This is a genomic window from Bilophila sp. T19-St14 (assembly GCF_059728385.1).
The window spans coordinates 2,139,493-2,162,254 of the sequence record NZ_BAAGFT010000001.1 but is presented as its reverse complement, the minus strand read 5'-3'; the positions used below and the strand labels follow the sequence as shown (position 1 = coordinate 2,162,254).

Genomic DNA, 22,762 nt, shown 5'->3' with positions numbered 1-22,762 from the left:
TTCTTATTTCCAGCCTTCGGCGCGTTCCCGCAGGACTTTTTCGCCGTAGCGCTCAAACATCCCCCACGCCCACGCATGAGTCATATCCGGGGGACAGGAGACGTTCGCATCGGCGGTTTCCGCGGCTTCCCACGGGCCGCCGATACGGGCCACGAGGTTGGGGATGTCGAACCATGTGCTCCGGCTGTAGTCGATATGGATATTCAGCCAGTGGCGGACGTTGGGGAGCTTCCGGCGGGGCGCTCCCTTGCGGGATACGGGATCGAGGCTGATCAGCAGATCAATGGGCGCGTCGAGCTTACGGGCGACGAGGTTGACCGCCGCATCCCCGCCCCAACTGTGCCCGATGAGGGCCACGGAATGGCCCTTGGAAGCGTAGAGGTTCACGATGCCGCGCATCTTGCGGCTTTCGTAGTGTTCGCGGAACCAGACATCGTGTTTGGCGCGCAGATCGGCGGGATAGCGGGCACTGACGGCATAACTGTTTCCGAGGATCTGATCGAGGAAGCCGCCGATGACCAGAACCAGAGGCCGCAGGGCCTGCGCGTCAAGGGCCGCCGCTTTTTCCATGAAAAGCTTTTCCTGCCGCCTGTCCCGGACGGCGGACATGCCGCACAGCTCCAGAAGCCGTTTGGGGTTGCGTTGAAACGTGAAGTTCATCGGCCCTTCCTTTTGGGTTGAAATCGGGCGGGCGCGCCGCCGGGCGTTTCCCGCGCGAAAAACCGGGGAGGAAACATTGCCGTTCAGCAACGCGCTCTAGGATGTCAAAGCCCAGCAGCCTTGGCAAGCGGGTGAGAGCCCCCTTTTTCCCAAGGCCGTACCACGGCAGGCGGCTGATGTTTTCTTTCTTGAAGTTCGAGAGGGATAACCGGCAGTGCCTCCGTTATGGAACCCACCGGCGGAAAGCCGGGGAAAACCGCATGTTCCCCGTGCTGTGGGGAGGAGCCTCCAGAACGTATTGGTAGGCGCGAGCCCGGACAATCTTCCCCGTCCTGTGAGGAATTCTTGCTTCCCGGCGCGACATCCCCGCCTGGGACAATTAAAACCATTGGGTTCCGCTTGCCGACATGCAGGGCGAGCAATTTTCCCCGTACCGCGGGGAGGAACTCCACACATCGGCCACAAGTGCGGCATGACGGCAGCCTTCCCCGTACTGTGGAGGGGAAACCTTAGCTCAGGATTGCCGGAAGCGTAATCAATGGCCTTCCCCGTGCTGTGGAGGGGGAAACGCTCCACAGCCTTATGGCATGGCCTTCCCCAATGAAAAGCCCCTGTGCGATTTCCACACAGGGGCTTTGGAAAGGCCGCCTTCACCCCAAAACGGGGAGAGGCCGAGGGAACCCCTTGAGAAGGGATTCCCTCTCTTCTTTAAGGCTTAATTGCCCTTCAACGCGAACGTCCCGTTTTCCTTCTTCACGTCAATGGCGATCTTCCAGAGTACGGAGACAATGATGCCTCCGAGGCCGTAGACGCCGAGGGCGATAAGGATTTCAGGAACCGTCGGGGTGTATTCGGTGACGGTTTCAAACATGTTGGGCACGAAGCCGCCGATGAGCAGGCCGAGGCTCTTGTCGATCCACGAGGCAATCACCAGCAGGATAAGGGCCCAAGGCAGGATCTTTTCATTGTAGCGCAGTGCCGGGGGGATCAGCATGAGCAGGGACAGCGCGGCGAAGACCACCGCCGTCCACATCCAGCTGTTGATCCACGCCATATGTCCGTCATGCCCCACGAAGAGGTACAGGATGGAGTGCTGGTGTCCGGGGATGCCGCTGTAGAAAGCCGTGAAGATTTCCAGCAGGTAGAAGAACACGTTCACGCACATCGCATAAGTAATGATGGTGGACAGGGTCTTCATGGCTTCACGGCCGGGCTCGAAGCCGGTCACGCGGCGCACGACCAGCAGGAGCAGCAGCAGGATGGCCGGGCCGGAGCAGAACGCGGAGGCGAGGAAGCGGGCGGCCATGATGGCGGTGAGCCAGTAGTGGCGGCCCGGAATGCCGGCGTACAGGAAACCGGTGACGGTGTGGATGGAGAAGGCCCAGATGATGGAGATGTAGATGAGGACCTTGATCCACTTCGGCGGAGCCACGTCGTTGCGGGCGGCTTCAAGGGTGACCCAGCCGATAACGATGTTCAGGATGAGATAGCCGAACAACACGGTCATATCCCAGAACATCACGGAGTTCGGCGTGGGATGCAGCATCACGTTGAGCATACGCTGCGGCTGCCCAAGGTCGACCACGATGAAGAGCATGCACATAATCACGGCGCCCACGGCCATGAATTCACCAAAGATGATGATCCGCTTGAACTTCTCGTAATGGTGGAAGTAGGCGGGGAGCACGAGCATCACAGCGCCCGCGGCCACGCCGACAAAGTAGGTGAATTGGGCAATGTACAGGCCCCAGGACACGTCGCGGCTCATGCCGGTGAGGGCAAGGCCGATGTTCGCCTGGAAGATGTACACAATGAAGCCGAGGCCGAAGATTGCGCCAAGGAAGCAGAGCCACAAGTAGAAGCGCGGCCGGCCTTTGAGAATCAGTTCGAGCATGGCGGCCTCCTAGATGATGTAGTACACGCCGGGCTGGGTGCCCAGAGTGGGTTTGCGGCGGATGGTGAAGTTCTTCGACAGGGCCTGACGCACGGGCGAATCCGGATCGTTCAGGTCGCCGAAGATCATCGCGCCTTCGGAGGCTTCCACGCACGCGGGAAGCTTGCCCTGCGCCAGACGTTCGGTGCAGAACGTGCACTTCTCGACCACGCCGCGGGTACGCATGGGGAACTCTGGGTTCACGTCCTTCACATAGGGCTGCGGATCGCGGAAGTTGAAGCTGCGGGCACCGAACGGGCAGCCGGCCATGCAGAAACGGCAGCCGATGCAGCGGTGCGGATCCATGACCACGATGCCGTCCTCACGCTTGAAGGTGGCGGCGGTGGGGCACACACGCACGCAGGGCGGGTTTTCACAGTGGTTGCACAGCAGGAGGAAATCGCCGTGCAGGAACTTTTCGGGCATGTAGGGGTTCACGTCGTCGGGGAAGACGTGGGCGTACTTGTCCGTCCAGAGCCATTTGATGTCCTGGTTGCCGGGGATGGTGGGCACGTTGTGGGCATGGTGGCACGCGTCGATCACGCGCTGGAAGTGTTCCGGCGAGGTGAACTTGCGGGTATCGATGACCATGGCCCAGCGTTTGGCGTGCAGGGCATCAGGTTCGTTGGTGTAGCTGCCCTTGGCGGGCGCGGTGCCCGCCGGGAGGGCGCTGGCCTTGCCCCCGGCTGCGAGGGTCAGGGCGGAAGCCGTGCCCAGCGCAAAGGCGGAGAGACCGGCTATCTTCAGAAAGTCTCTTCTGCTTTTCATTAGTTGTTCCCTCTCGGCTCGACGTGGCAGGTCCAGCAATACGGATCGACGTTGTTGCTGTTGTGGCACTTGTCGCAGAAGTCGGCCTTGTTCGTATGGCAGGCCATGCACGTATCCTGAAGGCTGATGACCCACTTGCGGCCATCGGTGGCGACGTATTCGCGCTTGCCTTCACGGATGGCTTCATCACGCCAGGTGTTCAGCAGGGCCATGTGTTCGGCACGCATCCATTCCTTGGACTCGATGCACTTGTCCTTGCCTTCGCCCGTGGGCAGGGCGACTTCGGGGTAGACGTAGGTCTTGCCGCCGAGGTTCAGCCAGAAGGGCGAGGTGAACGCCGCTACGGCGATCAGGACGCCGGGGATGATGTATTTGGCATTATACATGGTTTAGTTGTCCTCCTCGGCAGAAGCGGCGAGCTCTTCAACGGCCTCTTCCTCCGGCTCGGGGTCGGGGCATTCGAGGTCTTCCTGACGCAGGTTCATGGTGCGGGGCTGTTCGCCCTTCATGACCAGCGCGTTGGCGACCAGCTCGTGCAGGCCGCTGACGGTGACGCCGGGCGCCCAGTAATTGGCGAGAGGCGGCAGCGCGGCGCGGTCGATGGCGCAGATGCAGGACATCCAGTTGACGCCGTTCTTTTCCTGCACGTAGCGGAGGGCGTTCCCGCGGGGGAAGCCGGCGCGCAGGCGCAGCTCCATGATTTCCTCGGTGTTGAGGCCGGAACCGGAACCGCAGCAGAAGGTTTCTTCCCGGATGGTGTGCGGGGGCATTTCCACGAATTCGGGGCAGACGGCGCGCAGGACGGCGCGGGGCTCTTCGAGCATGCCCATGGCGCGGGCCGGGTTGCAGGAGTCGTGGAAGGTGGTGATGATGCCGGTGTTGCGTTCGGGGCGGAGATTCAGCTTGTTGTGGTGAATCAGGTCGGCCGTGAACTCGGCGATGTGCACCATCTTGGTGGCGCGGGCGTTTTCAAAGCGCGTGCCGGTGATGGGGGAGGTGGGAACGTCCACCATACCTTCGGGCGCGGGGCCGTTGTAGGTCGCCATGTACTGGTTGATGACGCGCCACATATGGCCGCATTCGCCGCCGAGGATCCATTTGGAGCCGAGGCGTTTGGCTTCCGCGTACATCTTGGCGTTCAGCTTCTTCGCCATGTCGAAGGACACGAAGGAGCCGAAGTTGCCTCCTTCGGAAGCGTAGGTGGACAGGGTGTAGTCCAGCCCAAGCTCGTGGAACAGCATCAGGTAGCCCATGAAGGTGTAGATGCCGGGTTCCGCGAACACGTCGCCGGAAGGCGCGATGAAGAGGATCTCGTGGCCCTTCTCGTTGAACGGCGGATCGATATGGATGCCGGTGATGGTTTCGATATCTTCGCAGAGGAATTCAACGATTTCCTTGAAGGCGTGGGGCTGGATGCCGAGGTGGTTGCCGGTGCGGTTACAGTTGGACACCGGTTCCATGATCCAGTTGATGCCGAGGCCGAGCTCATGGAGCAGTTCGCGGACGATGGCCGTGATTTCGGCGGTATCGATGCCGTAGGGGCAGAACAGCGAGCAGCGGCGGCATTCGGTGCACTGGTAGAAGTAGGTGAACCATTCCTTGATGACGTCGGTGGTCAGCTTGCGGGCGCCCGCAACCTTGCCGAGGAGACGCCCGGCGGTGGTGAAGTCGCGGCGGTACACGGAACGGAGCAGTTCCGCGCGCAGCACCGGCATGTTCTTCGGATCGTTGGTGCCGAGGAAGAAGTGGCATTTGTCGGCGCAGGCGCCGCAGCGCACGCAGGTATCCATGAAGATCTTGAGGGAACGGTGCTTGGCAAGACGCTCCTTCAGGGCCTTATAGATGATTTCTTCCCAGTTTTCGGGCAGGTTCCAATCCTCATCCTCAGGCTGCCACGCATGCGGGTGAGGCATGTGGAGCCCTTCCATAATCTCCACCTTGGCGGGATAGGCGTACATACCGGGCTTGATTTCGGTCTTGACGTCCATCCAGCTCTTGTCGGGGAAACTCGCGCGGGAGGCGATCATTTCTTCCGGTTTTGGCATTTTGGCCATTAGGGAAACTCCTTACTTGGACGGGGCCGGGGCCGCGGGTTCAACGTCTTCGGGCTGCTTTTCCAGGGGCAGGCCAGCCTCAGCCATCAGGTCACGGAAGTCGTCCTCATATTCCGCATAGGTGCGGTAAGGGGCGTCCGGGTTGTTCCACGGGTTGACGTGACGGACTTCACGCGTGTTGCAGCGCATGTTGCGGGTGGGGGACAGGAAAATGCCGCCCATGTGCATCAGCTTGCTGAAGGGGAAGTAGATGAGCAGCACGCTGACGAGCGCGACGTGGGTGAAGAACAGGGGGTTCAGGCCCTCGGCGGACTGCGGCGTGAAGTGCAGGATGCCCATGATGAACACCTTGGCCTGCGCGATGTCGACCTTGTCGAAGTAGCGCATACAGATGCCGGTGCCGATGATGCCCATGATGAGGAACAGCGGGAAATAGTCGTTGGCGAGGGAGATGTAGCGCACCTTCGGGTTCACCAGGCGGCGGCCGAAGAGGAACAGCACGGCCACCACGATGAGCATGTCGGTCATGAACAGGCGCGGCACGCCCATCTGCATGATGCCGTCAACGAATTCGAGCCAGGTGAGGCAGACCGGGACGGGTTCGATGAAGAACCGGAAGTGCCGGATGAAGATGACCAGGAAACAGTAGTGGAAGATCAGCGCGAAGACCCACAGCCATTTGGAGGAGAAATAGGTAGCGCGCGGCCCCACGGGGCTGACTTCCGCAGAGGTGTTGCGGAACAGCGAACGGAACAGCAGCACCTCAAGGATCATGCGGCCTACGACAGCGGCGTTGCTCATGGGCGTGTCGAGGCGGTTCGGCTTGATCCAGTCCAAAGAACGCTCTTGACCACCCGTAGTGGGGATGGCGAAGGGCACGGGCGATTTCGCCCACCAGCAGGTGATGCGCCAGATGATCCCGCAGACGAAGACGACCGCGGCCAACAGAGGCAGCGCCACACCCAGCAGAGACTGGAATCCGGCGACCGCCCCCGACCAGGCGATGGCTCCGATGAGCAGGACTGCCACGAGTGAAACTATCATTCCCTACCTCACTCCAGGCTTAAAGTTTGACATATCCAAATCCGTAACCACAATAAAAAGGATTCCGAAAGGGAAACAGGAAGCAGGGCCTATTCCCCGCCCTGATTTTCCGCCATGCCATGTCTGGCCGCCCAGCGCCTGATCTGAGACGCCTCCCTGCGCTGTTGGGCCACACGCTCGGCGTAGACCTGCTCCCGATCCGCAAGGTACAGGTTGAAGGCCATGAGGCAGAGCGTGTCCAAACGATCCCCCATGTCCAGGAACCCCTGGACATCCCCTGCGGCCAGCATGTCCGCAAGGAGCAGTTCGCGAAGCACGGGCTTATACAGGTACAGCACGCCGACGGCCTGTTCGGGCTTGAGATCCTGCACCGCGCGGATGCGGATCAGTTCCGCTACGGCGGCGTGCACCTTGTCCAAGTCGACATCCCGGCCCGTGACGGCATCGTAGATCAGTTCCCCGGCGGCGCGGGTGGCGTGGCCGACGGGATTGGCGAACCGATCGCGCTGCGTCCGAATGAAACCGGTGGTCTCAAAAGGATACGTGGCGAACACGGCTTCAGTCCATTTTTGGATAGCCGCGTCGCGCCGAGCCGAGATGATGTCTTCAGTGCTCATGCTTGCTCACATCAAGGTTAAGAAGGGGATTTGGTTCTCCTGCGCCGCACGATCAAAACAAAAGCGTCCGCCCCGAAAGGTTGCGGCCCGCCTGTTCCGTCGAGTGCCTCCGAACCTGAAAATCATACGCCGTCTGCACCCTTACGCGATTTTGGCGAATTTCACAATACCGGCTTGAGAGGGGAGTGTTTGGCTGTTCAGACAAACAGCGTATAATCTTCTGGAACTAAATAAAATAATATTTTTAGCACGATTATTTGCCGCGTCCGGCTTCACCATGTCCGATGGGGCATCCGGCCCCGCCGGGCAAGCCTGTTTGCCGGAGGGCGGCGGGGGATGCACGGCCCTCACTCGTCCCTTTCAGGGCAGCAAAGGGGGCAGGCCCGGCTACGGCATTGTCCGCCGCAGCCGGGCTTGCTTTTATGATGCGGCTTTCAGGCTCCACAACCGGGACGTGCCCCTTTATGGCCCTGTTTTCAGGTGCGGCGGGCGGCAGCCTTGGGGGAGGGGCTTCGGAAAGGGCCCTCCCTCATGCCCCAGCCATCCCCGTTCACGCCGGGTTCGTCACTTCGTCGCCGCTGTTCCCGCTTCCACCGATGGTGTTTTCGAGCTTGCCCTTGAGGTTGTCGCGGAGGCGCCCGGCGAGCTGGGCGACGGACTCATTGAGGCTGGCGGGCGCGTGATCGCCCTGCGCCTCCTGCGGGATGCGGCTGCGGGCCACGGTCATGAACAGCTTGATCCGGTTGAGCTGGTTCGCCTCGCTGCTGCCGGGGTCGTAGTCCACGGCCATGAGGTTGGCGTGGGGCCGGATGCGCTTCAATTCCTTGAGCACGCCCTTGCCCGTAATATGGTTGGGCAGGCAGCCGAACGGCTGGAGGCACAGGACGTTGCCCACCCCGTGGTCGATGAGCTCCAGCATTTCCGCCGTGAGCAGCCAGCCTTCCCCGGCCTGATTGCCCGTGGAGACGATGCCGCGCACGCTGCGGGCCAGATCCGCAATCCGGGAAACGGGGAGGAACCGGCTGCCTTCGAGCGCCCGGCGCATGGCGTCGCGCAGGGATTCGATGCGCTTGATGATCAGCCAGTTGCCGAGTGCGGGGAGAGCCTTTCCGCCCATGTGCCGCCACAGGTAGACGGGATCGAGCAGGCAATAAAGGAAAAAGTCCATGAGATCGGTCAGGACGGGCTCGCCGCCTTCTTCCGCAATGTGGCGGATGACCTGATTGTTGGCGTCGGGGTGGTACTTGAGCAGGATTTCGCCCACGATGCCCACGCGGGGCAAGGGCGCGTGGTTCTGGCGGATGGCCGAGAAATCCCGCACGATGCTCCGCATGTGCGACTTGAACAGGGAGCTGTCGCCCCGCGCCGCGCTGAACTTTACGCGGTTCATCCAGTGGGCCAGCAGATCGTCCGTATCCCCGGCGTTGCGCTCATGGGCGCGCGCGGACAGCGAGACGCGCTGGAGCATGTCCCCATAGAGGCAGCCCAGGATGAGCCGGTGCAGCAGGCTCGCGGAGACGGAGAATCCGGGCTGGCTGTTCAGGGAGCCGCCGCTCAGGGTCAGGACGGGCACATCCCCGAACCCGGCTTCGCACAGGGCCTTGCGGAGCAGCGCCGGGTAGTTGGTCGCCCGGCAGGGGCCGCAGGTCTGCGCCAGCATAAGGGCCGTGCGCTTGGGGTCGTACCGCCCGCTTTGCAGGGCGTCGATAAGCTGCCCGATGACCACGATGGCGGGGTAGCAGGCGTCGTTGTGCACATAGTTGAGCCCGGTTTCGATGGCCCCGCGGCTGACCGTGGGCAGGACTTCCAGATTGTAGCCCGCGCTGGAAATGGCCTTGCCGATGATGTCGAAGTGCAGGGGGGACATCTGCGGGGCAAGGATGGTGTGCGTCCGGCGCATCGGCCTGGTGAACACCGGGCGGGAGGCGGGAGCGGCGTGCCGGGGCATGGGCGGCGTGCCGCGCCGTTCCTCCACGGCGGCGAGCAGGGAGCGGATACGGATGCGTGCCGCGCCGAGGGACGCGCCCTCATCGATCTTGATGAGCGTATGCAGCTTCCCGGCGCGGGTGAGGAGTTCCGCCACCTGATCGGCGGTGATGGCGTCGAGGCCGCAGCCGAACGAGGTCAATTGCACCAGTTCGAGGTTGGGGCGCGTGCAGGCCAGCGCCGTGGCCCGGTACAGGCGGGAGTGGTAGGCCCACTGATCCACCACCCGGAGCGGTTCGGCGGGGTGCCCAAGGTGCGCCACGCTGTCCTCGCTGAGCACGGCGGCGCCGAGGGAGGCGATGAGTTCGGGCAGCCCGTGATGGACAGCCGGATCGGCATGGTAAGGCCGCCCGGACAGCACGATGCCGAGCCTGCCGGTGCGTTCCAGTTCGGCGAGCACCCGTTCGCCTTCGACCCGGAGCTCGGCGCGGTAGGCTTCCTGTTCAAGGGAGGCGACGCGCACGGCGGCGCGGAGTTCCTTTTTCGGGATGCCGAACAGATCATGCAGCGCGGCGACGAGCGTGTCGGGGTGCTCCAGCGACACGAACGGCGTGTACAGGGTGCAGCCCTGTTCCAGCAGTTCGTCCGTATTCAGGCGGATGACTTCGGGGTACCCGGCCACCACCGGGCAGTTGTAGCCGTCCGCGGCGTCCTTGCTTTCCCGGCGCTCGCGCGGCAGGCAGGGGAAAAAGATGCGCTTGAGCCCCTTGCGCAGGAGCGAGGCGATGTGCCCGTGCGCGAGCTTGGCGGGGTAGCAGACCGTTTGCGAGGGCATGGACGACAGGCCGAGATCGAAAAGCTCCTTGCCGGACGGCGGGGACAGCTCCACGCGGTAGCCCAGCTCCGTAAACAGCGTGAACCAGAACGGGTAATGCTCATACATATTGAGCACGCGGGGGATGCCGATGCGCCCGCGCGGGGCCCCGTCCTGCGGGAGCGGCTCGTATCCGAACAGGCGGCGTTCCTTCCATGCGTACAGGTTGGGCATGGACGGGGGGGCCGCTTCGCCGCCGGACGCGCCGCGTTCGCAGCGGTTGCCGGATACGAGCTTCCGGCCGTTGGAAAAGCGGTTGACCGTGAGCAGGCAGTGGTTGCCGCATCCCTTGCAGCGCAGGGTTTTGGCGGAAATCTTGAGGGCGCGCAGGGATGCCGACGTCAGGGGCGTGGGGGCCGCGCCGTCGGGCGTGCGGCTGCGGGCGAGCAGGGCCGCGCCGTAGGCCCCCATGAGCCCGGCGATGTCGGGGCGGCAGACATGGTGGTCAAGGAGCCGTTCCATGACCCGCAGCAGGGCATCGTTCAAAAATGAGCCCCCCTGCACCAGCACGCGGTCCCCCAGTTCGGCGGGCGTGCGCAGGCGCAGGACTTTGTACAGCGCGTTGCGGGCCACGGCGTAGCACAGCCCGGCGGCGATGTCGCCGATGTCCGCGCCTTCCTTCTGCGCCTGTTTGACCTTGGAATTCATGAACACGGTGCAGCGCGATCCCAGATCCACGGGATGCCGGGCGAACAGGGCGGCGCGCACGAACGCCTCCATGCCCAGGTTGAGGCTGCGGGCGAATGTTTCGAGGAAGGCCCCGCATCCGGCGGAGCAGGCTTCGTTGAGGGTCACGCCCGCGATGAGGCCGTCCCGCGCCTTGAGGCACTTCATATCTTGGCCGCCGATGTCGATGACGTACGTCGCATCGGGCACGAGGCGGCAGGCGGCTTTCAGGTGGGCCACCGTTTCCACCTCGGCGGACAGCGAGCCGAGGGCGGCCTGCGCGAGCTGCGCGCCGTAGCCCGTGGCTACGCTGGACTGGATCCACGCGCCTTCAGGCAGGCTGTCGATGAGATCGGCAAGGTAAGGCAAAAGCCCCGCCAGCGGATCGCCCTGATTGCGCTCATACCATGAAGCCAGGACAGCGCCGCCGGCATCGGCAAGCACGGCCTTGACCGTCGTCGAACCGAGGTCGACGCCGAGGAAGAGCTGGCCGGACGCGGTTTCCAGCGGCTTGCGCGGGGCGGCGTCCCGGCTGTGGCGTTCGCGGAACAGCTCGTAGTCGGCTTCGTTGTCGAACAGCGGGGGCAGGGAGGCCGCCCGATCCCCGGCATCGCCCCGCACGCGGGCGCGCCCGGCCAGCGTGTCCAGCGTGACGGGCTCCATGTGGGCCATGCGTGCCGCGCCGGGCAGCTCCACAAGGCTCAGGGCCGTGCCGAGCGCAACCATATATTGGGCGTTCGGGAACGGCACCACCTCTTCGGGCGTGAGCTTGAGCGTGGCGATGAAGCGTTTGCGGAGTTCGGGCAGGAAGTGCAGCGGCCCGCCGAGGAAGGCGACCTTGCCCCGGATGGGGTTCCCGCAGGCCAGCCCGCCGATGGTCTGTTCGACCACGGCCTGAAAGATGGAGGCGGCGAGGTCTTCCCGCGCGGCCCCTTCGTTGAGCAGGGGGACCACGTCGGTCTTGGCGAACACCCCGCAGCGCGAAGCGATGGGGTACAGGGTCTTGTAGTTCGCGGCGAGCTCGTTCAGCCCGGAGGCGTCGGTGTGGAGCAGCGCCGCCATCTGATCGATGAACGCCCCGGTGCCGCCTGCGCAGGCTTCGTTCATGCGCAGATCCATGCCTTGGCTGAGATAGAGGATCTTGGCGTCTTCGCCGCCGAGCTCCACGGCCACGTCGGTTTGCGGGGCAAGCACGGCGATGGCCCGTGAAGCGGCCACGACTTCCTGCACGAACGGCAGCCCAAGGGCTTCCGAGAGACCGAGGGATGCGGAGCCGGTAATCGCCGCCGAGACCGCCATGCCGGGATACTTGAGGGCCAGTTGGTCGAGCATGGTGGAAAGCGTCTGCCGGACGGCCGCCCCGTGGCGCAGGTATTGCGCCTCGAGCAGCTTGCCGTCTGCGGCGACGAGCGCGAGTTTGGCCGTGGTTGAACCAATGTCCAGCCCCAGAAATACGCTTCTTTCCATCATGGATCTCCTTACATTGCTGGAGAGCCCGCCGCTGACAGCGGAAACCTCCATAAGCGACTGCATCGCTTCTTTACTGCCATCGGAAAACGGCTCGGAAAAAGGAACGGCGCCTTTATCTTTGCACATAACATGGTGTCTTTTTTTAACCAGATACCCAATGATACTAAAAAAGTACAGAGTATCAATGTATTGTATTCCAATGTCGACAATATGCGGCAAATGTGCCCTGTTCAGGTATCTGATGCCACCATTTCACATGGTTTTGGTTCCAATGGCAAGCGGGAAACGCTTGAACAGGCGATTACAAGAGCACCGCAGATCGGCAGTACAGAGGGCGGACGCGTAAAAAAATTTCCGCAGCAGCTTCCAAGGCGGCACAAGGAGCGCTGCGGGCGCGGCCTTGCGGGTTCATGCGGAGAGCCGGAACCGCTTCCGCCGGCCTCACCTTTGGCGGCAGGCTTTCCAGAACCGGGGAGACACCGACGCCCTGATCATCCAAAGGTACCCCACCATGAGCCGCAAGAGGCCCTTTCCGTTTGGCTGTGCCATAGAAAATGGTTGATGTTTTTTCCTCGAAGTTCCAAGGGGATAACCAACAAAACGCCTCAGCCGCAGATTTCGACAAGGGGAAATTCGGATAAAAAGTCTCTATTTTCACCGCGCTGTGGAGGTGAAACAACCACATACTATGCCACAGCTTCCGTTTTGATCCGCAAGGCTCTGGAGTATCCCATGAGCAGCCGCAGGAGGAGTATTTTTAGCCAATCGGAGCGCCTAGTTGCTCCATGCGCATGAAGGAAATCCATGTGGGTGGGGAACACACGTGCAGCCTCGTGAAGGTCAAGGACGGCCTGTATTAGGAAATCCATGTGTGGGGAACACGTTGCAATGGCTGCTGTCCTTCCATACGTATGGAGTGATGCGTGCCGGGATCGCGTTTTTCCATCCCTGTTGCCGTTTTTCCATGCGCATGGAGCAGATTGCCCGACGTCGGCGAACAGTGAGGGCCCGTTGGCTGTTTCTCCATACGCATGGAGCACATCCATAACACACCCCTGTCAGATTGCGTGGCGCACAGTTCTTCTCCATGCGCATGGAGCACATCGCGAAAAGTTTGCCCGGCCCGATTCGAGCACCGCTGTCTCTCCACATACAGAGCCACAGCAAACGCAGTTTGCTGGGCTGTGCCGTTGTATTACATATAATTATTTGAGATTATTCAAAACAATCTTTTGTGGCTTGAAAAATGGTTAGATAATTTCAATGGCTCTGTCATAGTATGCGGTTGTTTCATCCCACAGTGTGGTGAAAATACAGCCTTTTTCTCCAGTTTTCCCCTTGGCGAAACCTATGGCTAAGGCGTTTTGCTGGTTATTCCTTTGAAACTTCAAGGAAAAAAGCATCAACCATTTTCTATGGCACAGCCATTTCAATAGATTATATTTTTGAAGACACGGCCTAAAGTGCGCCCTTCGGTATGTTCCTTCATGCGCGTAGGGTGCATCCGCCAAAGGGAAAAACGGAGAAAAAGGCCGTGATGTTTCTGTATGCGCGCAGGGCGCATCGCGCCCGTGCTGCCCGCCTGATCAACGTGAAGAATGTCTCTCATGCGCGAGGCGCATAGCTGGCGTGGCGGGCAATAGCCTTGATGGAAATGTGTTCCTTCATGCACCTCGGACGCGTAGGGGAGATCTCTTTACTGCCTCTAACCCCTGCAGTTCCCTCTGTGCGGGTGGAGCGCAGGCGCTTCCCGCATGCCCTGCCTGATTTTTTCTAGAAAAAATTGAGTATTAAGTCAAATCAAAATTTGAAATTATGATTTTAATTTCATGTCGTTCGTATCTTCTAGAATATAATGCCAATTGTCGTCATTGACATTTCTTCGGAATAGCAAGCCGGAGCCGCCTTTTTGCGCTCCCAGGGCGTGTCTGTATGGCGGGAGGCTGCCGTGGGATATGGCTGTCCCTTTGAGGGGGCGGCCATTCCTGAGGCAATGGGATGGAAGTTCGGAAATCGCGTTCATCCTTTCTTGGGGTGTCCCTCCTGGCTCTGTCATAGCATACGGTTGCTTCATCTCCGCAACACAGTGAAAATGAAGATTTTTTATCACGATTTCCCCTTTTAGCGGAACCCATAGCCAAGGCATTTTGCCGGTTATTTCTTTGGAACTTCAAGGAAAAAAGCATCAACCATTTTTAGGACACAGCCTTCCTCATAAGCCTGTTCCGGCGGCAAACGGCAAGCCGTTGAACAGCCATCCCGCAGCCGTACAGAAAACCAGCAACACGGCGAGAAAAAGCGCAATGAGCTTCCAGCGCATGATTTGCCGCAGCATGAGGATTTCCGGCAGGCTTACGACCACGGTGCCCATACAGAAGGCCAGCGCGGTTCCGGCAGGCACGCCCTTGAGCAGCAGGCTTTCAAGGATCGGCACTATCCCGGTTACATTGGCATACAGGGGGATGCCCGCCACGACAGCCAACGGCACAGTCCACCACTGTCCTTTTCCGAGGTGCGTGACGACCCATTCATCAGGGACATACCCGTGCAGAAGCGCACCGACGCCCACGCCGATCACGACCCACGGGGCCACCCTGCGGAATATGCTGCGCGTTTCCGCAAGTGCGAACCGATGCCTTCCTTCAAGGGAAATCCGTGTGGGAAGGATGGCTCCGCAGGCGCAGGACGGGCGCAGCTCCTGAAGTTCGGGTTTCCGGCGCAGCAGCGGTTTCAGCCAGCGTTCGGCCCCGGCTGCGTCCATGATGATCCCCCCGGCGATCCCGGCGAGAAGCCCCGTGCATACATAGGCCAGCGCAAACGGCCAGCCGAGCAGCCCTCCGAGCAGGATTACGGCGATTTCGTTGATCATCGGTGAGGTAATGAGGAACGACATGGTGATGCCGAAGGGGATGCCCGCCGTGGTGAACCCTAGAAACAGAGGGATGCTGGAGCAAGAGCAGAACGGCGTCACGGCTCCGAACCCCGCCCCCAGCAGATAGCCGAAGCCGCGCCGGGTTCCCGCGAGCCGTGCGCGGAGGCGTTCCGTTTGCAGCCCCGCCCGGAAGAACGCCACGCCATATACCATGAACACCAACAGCAGAAGTATCTTTATGGTGTCGTAAATAAAGAACGAAACAGCCCCGCCCGCCGATCCGCCGGGAGCCAGCCCAAATAGCCCGTACGCCAGCCATTCGGCCAGGGGCTGATTGATGGTATAGGCCGCGATCCAAGCGGCGACGGCAGCCGCCCCCTTTCCCCAAAATCCAATCTGATTCATGACGAACACTCCTTTGCTATTTGGCCTTTTATACAAATAATAAAGCCAAAAAAACGGCGCCCGCACCATCGGCAGGCGCCCGCATCAGGCCGTGCCGGAACGATCCGGCATGACGCCCTTGAGCCGTGTGAGAAGCCTCGTTCTGACTACGTCCCCCGTACAGCGTAAAAAAGTATCCAGACAACCGAGGGAAAGCGAATAGAAAACATTCGTGCCCCGCTTTTCGTCGTCAACGACCCCGGCTTCCTTCATAACGGCGAGATGGCGCGATACGGTGGAGAGATCGCCGCCGACCAGCTTGTGCAGATCGCAGACGCACAGAGGCCCCCGCGTCAGGGCTTCGGCCATGATAAGGCGGCTTGGATGCCCCAATGCTTTGAAAATATTCGCTTGTTCTGCAAGAAAGCGTTTTTTGTTTTCGTCCATAGCGCTTCTTCTTTGTTTAAAAGGCCAAATAAGCAAAAAGAGGCTGTGCGTCAAGGCGGCTCCAACACGGGCCATTCGCGCTTTCAATAAAATTTGAATTTAACTAGGTAAAACTTAAAATGAATTTTCTAGGAAATGACTGTGTTCTAGAAAATGGTTGATGTTTTTTTCCTTGAAGCTCCAAAGGGATAACCGGCAAAATGCCTTAGCCGTGGATCCCGCCAAGGGGAAAACCGGAGAAAAAGGCTGTCTTTTCACCGCACTGTGGAGATGAAAAAACACAAACTATAACAGAGCCTAGGAAATCACCGAAAAGGTGCATGTCGCCCAACACGCATCCGGGAACGGGATTTCCACATCCTGTTTGAGCGCAGCCCCGCCTTCCCAGACTCTTGACCTGAGCCGGGACGAACTCCCGCGGCGTGGCCTCCCCACCCGTCAAAAGTCTTTGGGAGAGGAGGGATGGGGGTGTGGGGGAAGGGAGGAGAGGGCTTTCTCCAGAAAGGCCTCTCCTCCCTTCCCCCACATCTCACATCTTCCCCGTATAAACCAAAATGCCGTTGGCGATGCCGCGCGCGATGGAGGCGCGGTACGCGTCGATGGCCAGACGTGCGGCCTCGGCCTTGTTGGTGCAGTAGCCCACCTCGATCAGCACGCCGGGCACCCCGGAGCGGCGAAGGACATGGAAGGGGGCGGTTTTGATGCCGCCGTCGTGAGTCCGGTAATTCTTTTTCCTGAGATACTTGAGCGTCGTCTCATGGACGTTCCGCGCAAGGCGGCGGGATTCCTGTTTCTGGATGGTGAAGAGGCGGTGGGGCGGCAGCTTTTCCCGCGCGGCGCGGCTGCGGCCACGGAGGGCGTTTTCGACGGCGGCAAGGCGGGTTGACGCCGAGGTGCGGGAAACGTCGAGATAGTACGTCTCAAAACCCTGCACGCCCTTGGAGGGGTTGGCGTTGACGTGGATGGAAATGAAGAGATCGGCCTTGTTGGTGCGGACTTTGTCGGCCCTCTGCTCCAGCGTGATCCATGTATCGGAGCGGCGCGTGTACCGGACGTTGAGGCCGCGCGAGGACAGGATTGCCCCCACGCGCTTGGAGATGTCCAGCGTAAGATCTTTTTCCCTGATGCCGTTGTGGTGCGTGCCGGGATCTTTGCCGCCGTGCCCCGGATCGATGAGCACTGTTTTTACACCGAGGCGGAACGGTTTGCCTTTAGGCTGTTTCCCCTTGCTTACTTTGCTGGCGGCGGAGGGAGGCCGTTTTTTTTCTTTGGGCGAGAGCGCCGCAAGGTAGCCGGAGGCGTCTTTAGCCGTATTGGACGAGGGGTATTTCTTGAGGATCTGCCTGAGGAGTTCTTGCGCCCCGGCCTTGTCGCGGAGGATTTGGCCCCGCAGCCGCGCCGCCCGGTACAGGCTGTCGTCTGCCAGCGAGCTTTTGGGATAGAGGCGGACGAGCTGGAGGTACCGATCCACCGAGCGCCGGGCATCCTTGGCATTGGAGGCGCAGCGGGCCAAATGATCCAGCGCTTCGGCGGAGCGGAACAAGGCCGCTGATCGCTCTTTCCATTTTTTTTCGACCCGATAGACGGTCAGGAAGGTTTCGGCAAGCTTTTCCCACGGCTCACGCTGGAGCCGTTTCTTGGATTTTTGAAGCTGCGCCATATCCCGGATGGCTTTATCGTATTTTGCCGGATTGGGGCCGGCAGCGGCGGGGGCGGCGGATACGAACGCGAAACACAACGCCAGCAGAATGCACCATGAAAGGAACAGGCTGTTTTTATGAGTCGTCTTGCTTTTGTCTCTTGGCTGTCGTGTTGTGTCCATGCCGTAGTGGGGAGGAGGTTTTTTGCGCCGCTGCGCCAGTTCCGTCAAGAGTACCAACGGGAAAAAGAAAAAACAAGGAAGGATGCCCGTGAGAGGGTGAGAAAGGCGTTGTGGACATTCCGGGATATCCAAGGCACGGTAAAGGGCGCCGTTTTTTCCATTGCATGCCGACGGCGCACGGTATATAGCTTGCGGACTCTGATTGATTGAACAAACAGTATCCTTCCGAGGCTCCCATGTTGTCCATCCTTTCCACGCTGGTTCCCGTATTTGGCATCATCCTGTTTGGCATCGTCGTTGAACGGATGGGGTTTTTGCCCATAGAGACATCGGGCTGCCTCAACCAGTTCGTCTATTGGATCGGCCTGCCCATGATGCTGTTCAACCAGCTTGCCCGCATGGAAGCGGGGCAGATGTCGGGAGGCATGGTCGGGGGCATCCTGCTCGGCTACGGGATCACCTACCTGTTCGCATACGTGTTCTTTTCAAACTTCCTGCGGAGGCGCTGGGAGGAAAGCTCAGTGTTCGCCCTGCTGTCGAGCTTCCCGAATGCGGCGTTCATGGGGCTGCCGATTGTGGTGCTCCTGCTGCCGGACAGCTCCGAGGCCGCCATCGTCGCCAGCCTTTGCGCGGTGATGACCTCCGCGAACCTGCTTTTCACGGACGGCAGGCTGGAAGCCGGGAAGCATAAGGGCGAAGGCCGCAAGGAGGTGTTCCTGTCCCTGCTCCGCTCGCTGCTCCACAATCCCCTGCTCATTTATTCGGCGCTCGGCGCGGCGGTGAGCCTGTTCCATATCGCCGTCCCAAAGCCGATCCTGTCGATGTCGGCCATGCTCGGTTCCACGTCCGCCCCCTGCGCGCTGTTCTGCATGGGCATGATCCTCTCAAAGCAGATGACTTCCTCGCAGGGCTTCGTAAAGGGATGGGCCAGACGCCAGTTCCCTCTGCATGTGCTGAAACTGGCGGTGGAGCCGCTTTTCATTTTCGGCGTCCTCTACCTGTTCGGCGTGCGCGGCATCGCGCTTGCCTCGGCAACCATTGTGGCAGCCATGCCCACGGCTGTGGCGGCTTATATCATTGCGGAAAAATATCAGGTGGCTACAGAAGATTCTTCGCTCGGCATCGTGGTTGATACGGCTTTATCGGCGGTGAGCATCCCTCTGCTCATCGTGGCATTCCAATACTACGGCCTGCTGTAAGGGGGAGGTGCGCCACAGGAGCGGCAAGGCATCCGAAGCTGCCGGTACGCTTACGGGCCCCATCTTCAGTGGGATGATGCCGCCCCTCCCGCTTGGCATTGCAGATGCGTCCATGTTCAGCCAGTGCCCATACAACACCGCAGCCACCAAGGGTTTAGCCGGGCGGTTCCTGAATATGCCCTCCCCCGTTTTGGGGGCCATGACAGTCGGGACATCTGTCCTCTTGCAACCCATTGGAGGCCGCGCCGTGCGCCATACCTCCCCAAAGACCTCCTAGTCCTGTACACAGTCCCTTGTGGTGCGCCATATGGACAACATATTTCCCTTCCGCACCATCGGCGTGTCGCCGCAGAAGCCGATATAGGACGGGCAAGGCATCGCCGCCCGGCAGATGAGCCTTGAAAGGGCGGGCGCTGTGGAGGGCTCTTTCCCAACAAAGCGCCTTTCAAGCCACTCACCTGTCGCGGGGACGGACTCCTTTCGCGCGGCCTCCCCACCAGTCGAAAGCCTTTGGGAGAGGAGGGATGGGGGGGGGTGGGGGAAGGGAGGAGAGAACTTTCTTCAGAAAGGCCTCTCCTCCCTTCCCCCACCGCATTCCCGGCTACAGCGCCTTTACAAGCCCGACGATGGAAATGAGCATGAGCAGGGCAAGGACAACCTTGCGGAAGCGGGCCTCGTCGACGGTGGAGAACCAGCGGTTGCCGAACCACATGCCGCCGAACATGGGAACCATAAAGACAAGGGTAAAGATGACGGTATCAAGGCTGATGAGCCCCTGCTGCCAGTAAAAGAGCGAGGCCCAGACGTCCGTGAACAGGAAAAAGGCGATGAGCGAAGCGCGCCCCACGGCGGCCCCAAGCGGGCTGGACAGGAAAAAGAGAATGATCGGCGGGCCCCCGTTGGCGGAAGCGCCGTTGATGATCCCGGCGAGGAGCCCGACGCCCGTGGTCTGGGGCGGCGTGGGCGCGTTCTTGGGCCGCAGCCCGCAATAAAGCATGGAAGTGAGGATGAGGACTACGGCGTTGATGATCAGGCGCATGGCGTCCACGGGTATGGAAACCAGACAGTAAACCCCGAAAGGCGTGCCGAGCGCCACGCCGAGCGCAAGCCAGCGGAGGGATTTCCAGTGGACTTGCCTGTAGACGAAGGGCAGGTGTCCGATGCTGGCCAGCACTTCCCAGAACAGGATGACCGGAGCCACCTGAGCAGGGGGGAAGAACAGCGTCAGGAGTACGATCATGATCATGGAAAAGCCGAATCCCGTCGCACCGCGGACGATGCCCGCCAGAAAAACGGCTGCAAAGACATAGGTGAACAGAAGCGGGGTGAAGCCGGACATGGGGCCTCCTCAGGGCTGCGGGGGAAGGATGCCCGGCCCGGAAAACGCCCTGTGTGGGCGGGGCATCTAGGGATCGGCCTAACGTGGGCGGAAGCCCCCTGTCAAGTGGGCTGCAGGACGGAAAGAACATTGGGCTGCGCTTGCGGGTGAGGGCTTTTCGAGGTATCATGAGTTCTTTATATGACAGTTCGTTCCGAAGCTGCGCCTTGCCTGTGGAGCCTGCATATCCCGTCTTGAACTCAGACCTCTTACGAGTACCCCTCCATGACCATCAAAAGCCATTCTTCCCGAGATTCCCGCAACCCCAGAGATTTCAACGACCCGCGGAACAAGCCGCAGGAGCGTTCCGAACGGACGGAACGCCCCGAACGCTCCGAATGGGCCTCCCGCCGTTCCGATCGCCCCGAATGGTCGAACCGCGACCGTTCCGAGCGGGCCCCGCGCCCTGACTGGGCCGTCCGCGGCGAACAGCGCCGCCCCCGCGATCGTTTTGAAAACGGCGACCGCCCCCGCCCGCAGAGAGGGGCCGGCCTCATCGCCGAACTGCGCGAACTCGACCGCGATCTTATCAAGATGATCGCCCGCCGCAGCCGTATGCTGACCCGCCTGCCCAATGCCGGAACGTCGGATCACGAACGCGAACTGCGTACTTCGTGGGAAGAAAACGCTGCCGCGGTCAGCCGCGATCCCAAGCTCATCCGCCAGATTTTCGCCCTGCTTCAGGAAGTGGAAGTCGCCCCCGCCGATATGGAGCAGCCCTCGGCCTTCAATCTCGCCCCGGCCCGCAAAACGCTCGCCGTGGATCTGCCCGCGCCCGCTTCCGACCGCCTGCCCCGCGTCCGCATGGTGCTCGCGGCCAGCGGCGCCGCCGAATGTACCCTTCACGGCGTGCCGCTCAACGGCCCGGTCATGGAGTGCCTGAAAGGGCTCAATCAGGTCGGCGCCCGCCTGCGCTGGGAAGAGGACGGGCGCATCCTCTGTCAGGGCGGCGAGCCGGTTTCCGGCTACAACAAGTCCATCCTCGACAAGGTGGTGCACGTCGGCGACGACCCGTTCAACCTGTACCTGATGCTGTTCCAGATGGTGACGCGGCCCGCGCGCCTCAAGATTATCGGCGAAAGCGGCCTCAAGTTTGTGGACTTGGCCCCGATCCGCCATTTCCTGCCGCTGCTCGGCGCGCGCCTGACCAGCGTGGTTCCCGGACAGGAAGGCCTTCCCGCCCGTCTGGAATCTTCCGCCATGCTGCCGTCCGAGGTGGCCGTGCCCGCCGAACTGCCCGCCGACGCGCTGGAAGCCCTGCTCGTGGCTACGGCAGGGTGGGAGCGTGACGTTACGGTCGACTTGAGCGGGCACGCCGAAGGCCGCAGCATCGTCTCCAAGGTTCTGCCCATCCTCCAGAGCGCGGGCATCAAGGCGAGCCTCACGGATACCGAAGGGGCCCTTTCCCTGCATGTGGTTCCCGGCAAGGCCCAGTTCCCCGATGATCTGCTTCCCGGCATCAATGTCGTCGCCGCGGCGACGCTGCTCGCCATGCCCGCCTTTGTCGGCGGCCGCGTGAAGCTTTCCGGCCACTGGGAAGCCACCGGCGACGCCAGAAGCGGCGACGTCGTCAAGGGCCTGTTCTCCAAGCTGGGCGTGAACCTCTCCGTCGCCGACGGCGAAGTGTCCGCCTCCTTTGGCGAAGGCGTTGCCGAGGGTGAGGCCCTTCCGTCGCCCAATCCGGTTGATGATCTCACGGATTTGCCTTCCGCGCTTCTGCCGCTTGGCTTGGCGCTGTCCCTGATCCCCGCCGTGCGTGCGAAGGGGGGGGCCATGCCCAAACTGCCTGAGAGCGTGGATAAGATCCTCGTGGAAAGCTTCCTGAACCAGCTTGGCCTGTCTTGCGAAGACGGGCGGCTCGTTTCCATCGAGCCTTCCACCACGCCGTGGGCCAGCCCGACCGTGCAGTGGGCTCTGGCGCTTTCTCTGGCGGCCTTCCTCCGTCCGAACATCAAGCTGAGCAACCCCGGCATCGTCACGAACTACCTGCCCGTTTACTGGAATATCTATAACACGCTGCCGACTCCTTCGATGGCCCGTAAAGGGCATGAGGAAGAGGCCGCGCCCGTGGCCAGCAGCCGCCCGGCCCGCCGCCGCGTGCTGGCCAGCCATACCCCCGAATCCGAAATGCCCGACGAAATCGTCTATCCTGACGAAGACTAGGGCCGGGTTCGGCGTTTTGAAGGGCATGTGAAGCGATTGGGGAGGGGGAGGAGAAACTTTCTTAGAAAGTTTCTCCTCCCCCTCCCCAAACCCCACCCCCTTCTCTTCAAAGATTTTTACGCTTATCGAATCCCTGTTCGCAGCGTTCCCTGAAACGGATTGTGGGGAGAGGCCACGGAATCCAAAGGCCGTTTCTTTCCAACCGAGGAATGGGATCGCCGAGCCGAACGGAAACGGTTCCGCATCCGGTACAATCCGGGCGCGGAACCGTTTCCGTTTGGTTTTTAGGGGGAATCAATCGCTTTTCTATACGTGGGGAGAGGCGGCTTTCTCGAAAGGCTCTGTTATAGTTTGTGGTTGTTTCATCTCCACAGTGCGGTGAAAATACAGCCTTTTTCTCCGGTTTTCCCCTTGGCGGGATCCACGGCCAAGGCATTTTGCCGGTTATCCCTTTGGAACTTCAAGGAAAAAAGCATCAACCATTT

At 61.0% G+C, this 22,762-nt stretch carries 15 protein-coding genes; 2 read left to right on the top strand and 13 right to left on the bottom strand.

Going from position 1 to position 22,762, the window contains the following annotated elements; translation table 11 throughout:
- Positions 1–3: 3 nt before the first annotated feature.
- The 12 genes from AC6I1V_RS09235 to AC6I1V_RS09180 form a co-directional block, all read right to left on the bottom strand.
- Complete coding sequence (locus AC6I1V_RS09235) at positions 4–660, bottom strand: alpha/beta hydrolase family protein (RefSeq protein ID WP_302552675.1); 657 nt, start codon at positions 658–660, stop codon at positions 4–6.
- Positions 661–1,375: 715 nt separating this feature from the next.
- Positions 1,376–2,554: a sulfate reduction electron transfer complex DsrMKJOP subunit DsrP gene (gene dsrP, locus AC6I1V_RS09230; RefSeq protein ID WP_302552676.1), complete on the bottom strand. Its 1,179-nt coding sequence runs from the start codon at positions 2,552–2,554 to the stop codon at positions 1,376–1,378.
- 9 nt (positions 2,555–2,563) lie between these two features.
- Positions 2,564–3,361 (bottom strand): sulfate reduction electron transfer complex DsrMKJOP subunit DsrO, encoded by a 798-nt coding sequence (gene dsrO, locus AC6I1V_RS09225; RefSeq protein WP_302552677.1) that lies wholly within the window; start codon positions 3,359–3,361, stop codon positions 2,564–2,566.
- Positions 3,361–3,747, bottom strand: coding sequence for a sulfate reduction electron transfer complex DsrMKJOP subunit DsrJ (gene dsrJ / locus AC6I1V_RS09220; RefSeq protein ID WP_302552678.1), 387 nt, complete (start codon positions 3,745–3,747; stop codon positions 3,361–3,363). Before dsrJ ends, dsrO begins: the two co-directional genes overlap by 1 nt.
- 3 nt (positions 3,748–3,750) lie before the next feature.
- The gene (gene dsrK / locus AC6I1V_RS09215) at positions 3,751–5,415 is read right to left on the bottom strand and encodes a sulfate reduction electron transfer complex DsrMKJOP subunit DsrK (RefSeq protein WP_302552679.1); all 1,665 of its coding nucleotides are present in this window, start codon (positions 5,413–5,415) and stop codon (positions 3,751–3,753) included.
- A 12-nt stretch (positions 5,416–5,427) separates the two neighbouring features.
- Positions 5,428–6,459, bottom strand: a complete 1,032-nt coding sequence (dsrM, locus tag AC6I1V_RS09210; RefSeq protein ID WP_302552680.1) for a sulfate reduction electron transfer complex DsrMKJOP subunit DsrM — start codon at positions 6,457–6,459, stop codon at positions 5,428–5,430.
- Between the two features lie 89 nt (positions 6,460–6,548).
- Entirely contained in the window at positions 6,549–7,076 is a 528-nt protein-coding gene (locus tag AC6I1V_RS09205) for an RsbRD N-terminal domain-containing protein (protein WP_486854414.1), read from the bottom strand.
- 550 nt (positions 7,077–7,626) lie between these two features.
- A complete protein-coding gene (locus AC6I1V_RS09200) occupies positions 7,627–12,012 on the bottom strand; it encodes an acyl-CoA dehydratase activase-related protein (RefSeq protein ID WP_486854415.1) in 4,386 nt (1,461 codons plus the stop codon).
- A 301-nt stretch (positions 12,013–12,313) separates the two neighbouring features.
- Entirely contained in the window at positions 12,314–12,697 is a 384-nt protein-coding gene (locus AC6I1V_RS09195; RefSeq protein ID WP_486854416.1) for a hypothetical protein, read from the bottom strand.
- Between the two features lie 1,527 nt (positions 12,698–14,224).
- Positions 14,225–15,289: a permease gene (locus AC6I1V_RS09190; protein WP_486854461.1), complete on the bottom strand. Its 1,065-nt coding sequence runs from the start codon at positions 15,287–15,289 to the stop codon at positions 14,225–14,227.
- An 84-nt stretch (positions 15,290–15,373) separates the two neighbouring features.
- Complete coding sequence (locus AC6I1V_RS09185) at positions 15,374–15,715, bottom strand: ArsR/SmtB family transcription factor (protein ID WP_308770559.1); 342 nt, start codon at positions 15,713–15,715, stop codon at positions 15,374–15,376.
- A 529-nt stretch (positions 15,716–16,244) separates the two neighbouring features.
- The gene (locus AC6I1V_RS09180; protein WP_302552690.1) at positions 16,245–17,537 is read right to left on the bottom strand and encodes an N-acetylmuramoyl-L-alanine amidase; all 1,293 of its coding nucleotides are present in this window, start codon (positions 17,535–17,537) and stop codon (positions 16,245–16,247) included.
- Positions 17,538–17,773: 236 nt separating this feature from the next.
- Between AC6I1V_RS09180 and AC6I1V_RS09175 the strand changes: the two genes are divergently transcribed.
- Positions 17,774–18,736 (top strand): AEC family transporter, encoded by a 963-nt coding sequence (locus AC6I1V_RS09175; RefSeq protein WP_486854462.1) that lies wholly within the window; start codon positions 17,774–17,776, stop codon positions 18,734–18,736.
- Between the two features lie 601 nt (positions 18,737–19,337).
- On the opposite strand, the gene AC6I1V_RS09170 is transcribed toward AC6I1V_RS09175, so the two are convergent.
- Positions 19,338–20,075 carry a sulfite exporter TauE/SafE family protein gene (locus AC6I1V_RS09170; RefSeq protein ID WP_486854463.1) on the bottom strand — a complete coding sequence of 246 codons (738 nt, stop codon included), beginning with the start codon at positions 20,073–20,075 and terminating at the stop codon, positions 19,338–19,340.
- Positions 20,076–20,339: 264 nt separating this feature from the next.
- Between AC6I1V_RS09170 and AC6I1V_RS09165 the strand changes: the two genes are divergently transcribed.
- The gene (locus tag AC6I1V_RS09165) at positions 20,340–22,277 is read left to right on the top strand and encodes a 3-phosphoshikimate 1-carboxyvinyltransferase (protein WP_302551384.1); all 1,938 of its coding nucleotides are present in this window, start codon (positions 20,340–20,342) and stop codon (positions 22,275–22,277) included.
- Positions 22,278–22,762 lie beyond the last annotated feature (485 nt).

Excerpts from the sequence above, each read along its gene's own strand:
- AC6I1V_RS09235 (WP_302552675.1), bottom strand. The coding sequence starts at position 660 with ATGAACTTCACGTTTCAACGCAACCCCAAACGGCTTCTGGAGCTGTGC.
- dsrP (WP_302552676.1), bottom strand. The coding sequence starts at position 2,554 with ATGCTCGAACTGATTCTCAAAGGCCGGCCGCGCTTCTACTTGTGGCTC.
- dsrO (WP_302552677.1), bottom strand. The coding sequence starts at position 3,361 with ATGAAAAGCAGAAGAGACTTTCTGAAGATAGCCGGTCTCTCCGCCTTT.
- dsrJ (WP_302552678.1), bottom strand. The coding sequence starts at position 3,747 with ATGTATAATGCCAAATACATCATCCCCGGCGTCCTGATCGCCGTAGCG.
- dsrK (WP_302552679.1), bottom strand. The coding sequence starts at position 5,415 with ATGGCCAAAATGCCAAAACCGGAAGAAATGATCGCCTCCCGCGCGAGT.
- dsrM (WP_302552680.1), bottom strand. The coding sequence starts at position 6,459 with ATGATAGTTTCACTCGTGGCAGTCCTGCTCATCGGAGCCATCGCCTGG.
- AC6I1V_RS09205 (WP_486854414.1), bottom strand. The coding sequence starts at position 7,076 with ATGAGCACTGAAGACATCATCTCGGCTCGGCGCGACGCGGCTATCCAA.
- AC6I1V_RS09200 (WP_486854415.1), bottom strand. The coding sequence starts at position 12,012 with ATGATGGAAAGAAGCGTATTTCTGGGGCTGGACATTGGTTCAACCACG.
- AC6I1V_RS09195 (WP_486854416.1), bottom strand. The coding sequence starts at position 12,697 with ATGTGGTTGTTTCACCTCCACAGCGCGGTGAAAATAGAGACTTTTTAT.
- AC6I1V_RS09190 (WP_486854461.1), bottom strand. The coding sequence starts at position 15,289 with ATGAATCAGATTGGATTTTGGGGAAAGGGGGCGGCTGCCGTCGCCGCT.
- AC6I1V_RS09185 (WP_308770559.1), bottom strand. The coding sequence starts at position 15,715 with ATGGACGAAAACAAAAAACGCTTTCTTGCAGAACAAGCGAATATTTTC.
- AC6I1V_RS09180 (WP_302552690.1), bottom strand. The coding sequence starts at position 17,537 with ATGGACACAACACGACAGCCAAGAGACAAAAGCAAGACGACTCATAAA.
- AC6I1V_RS09175 (WP_486854462.1), top strand. The coding sequence starts at position 17,774 with ATGTTGTCCATCCTTTCCACGCTGGTTCCCGTATTTGGCATCATCCTG.
- AC6I1V_RS09170 (WP_486854463.1), bottom strand. The coding sequence starts at position 20,075 with ATGTCCGGCTTCACCCCGCTTCTGTTCACCTATGTCTTTGCAGCCGTT.
- AC6I1V_RS09165 (WP_302551384.1), top strand. The coding sequence starts at position 20,340 with ATGACCATCAAAAGCCATTCTTCCCGAGATTCCCGCAACCCCAGAGAT.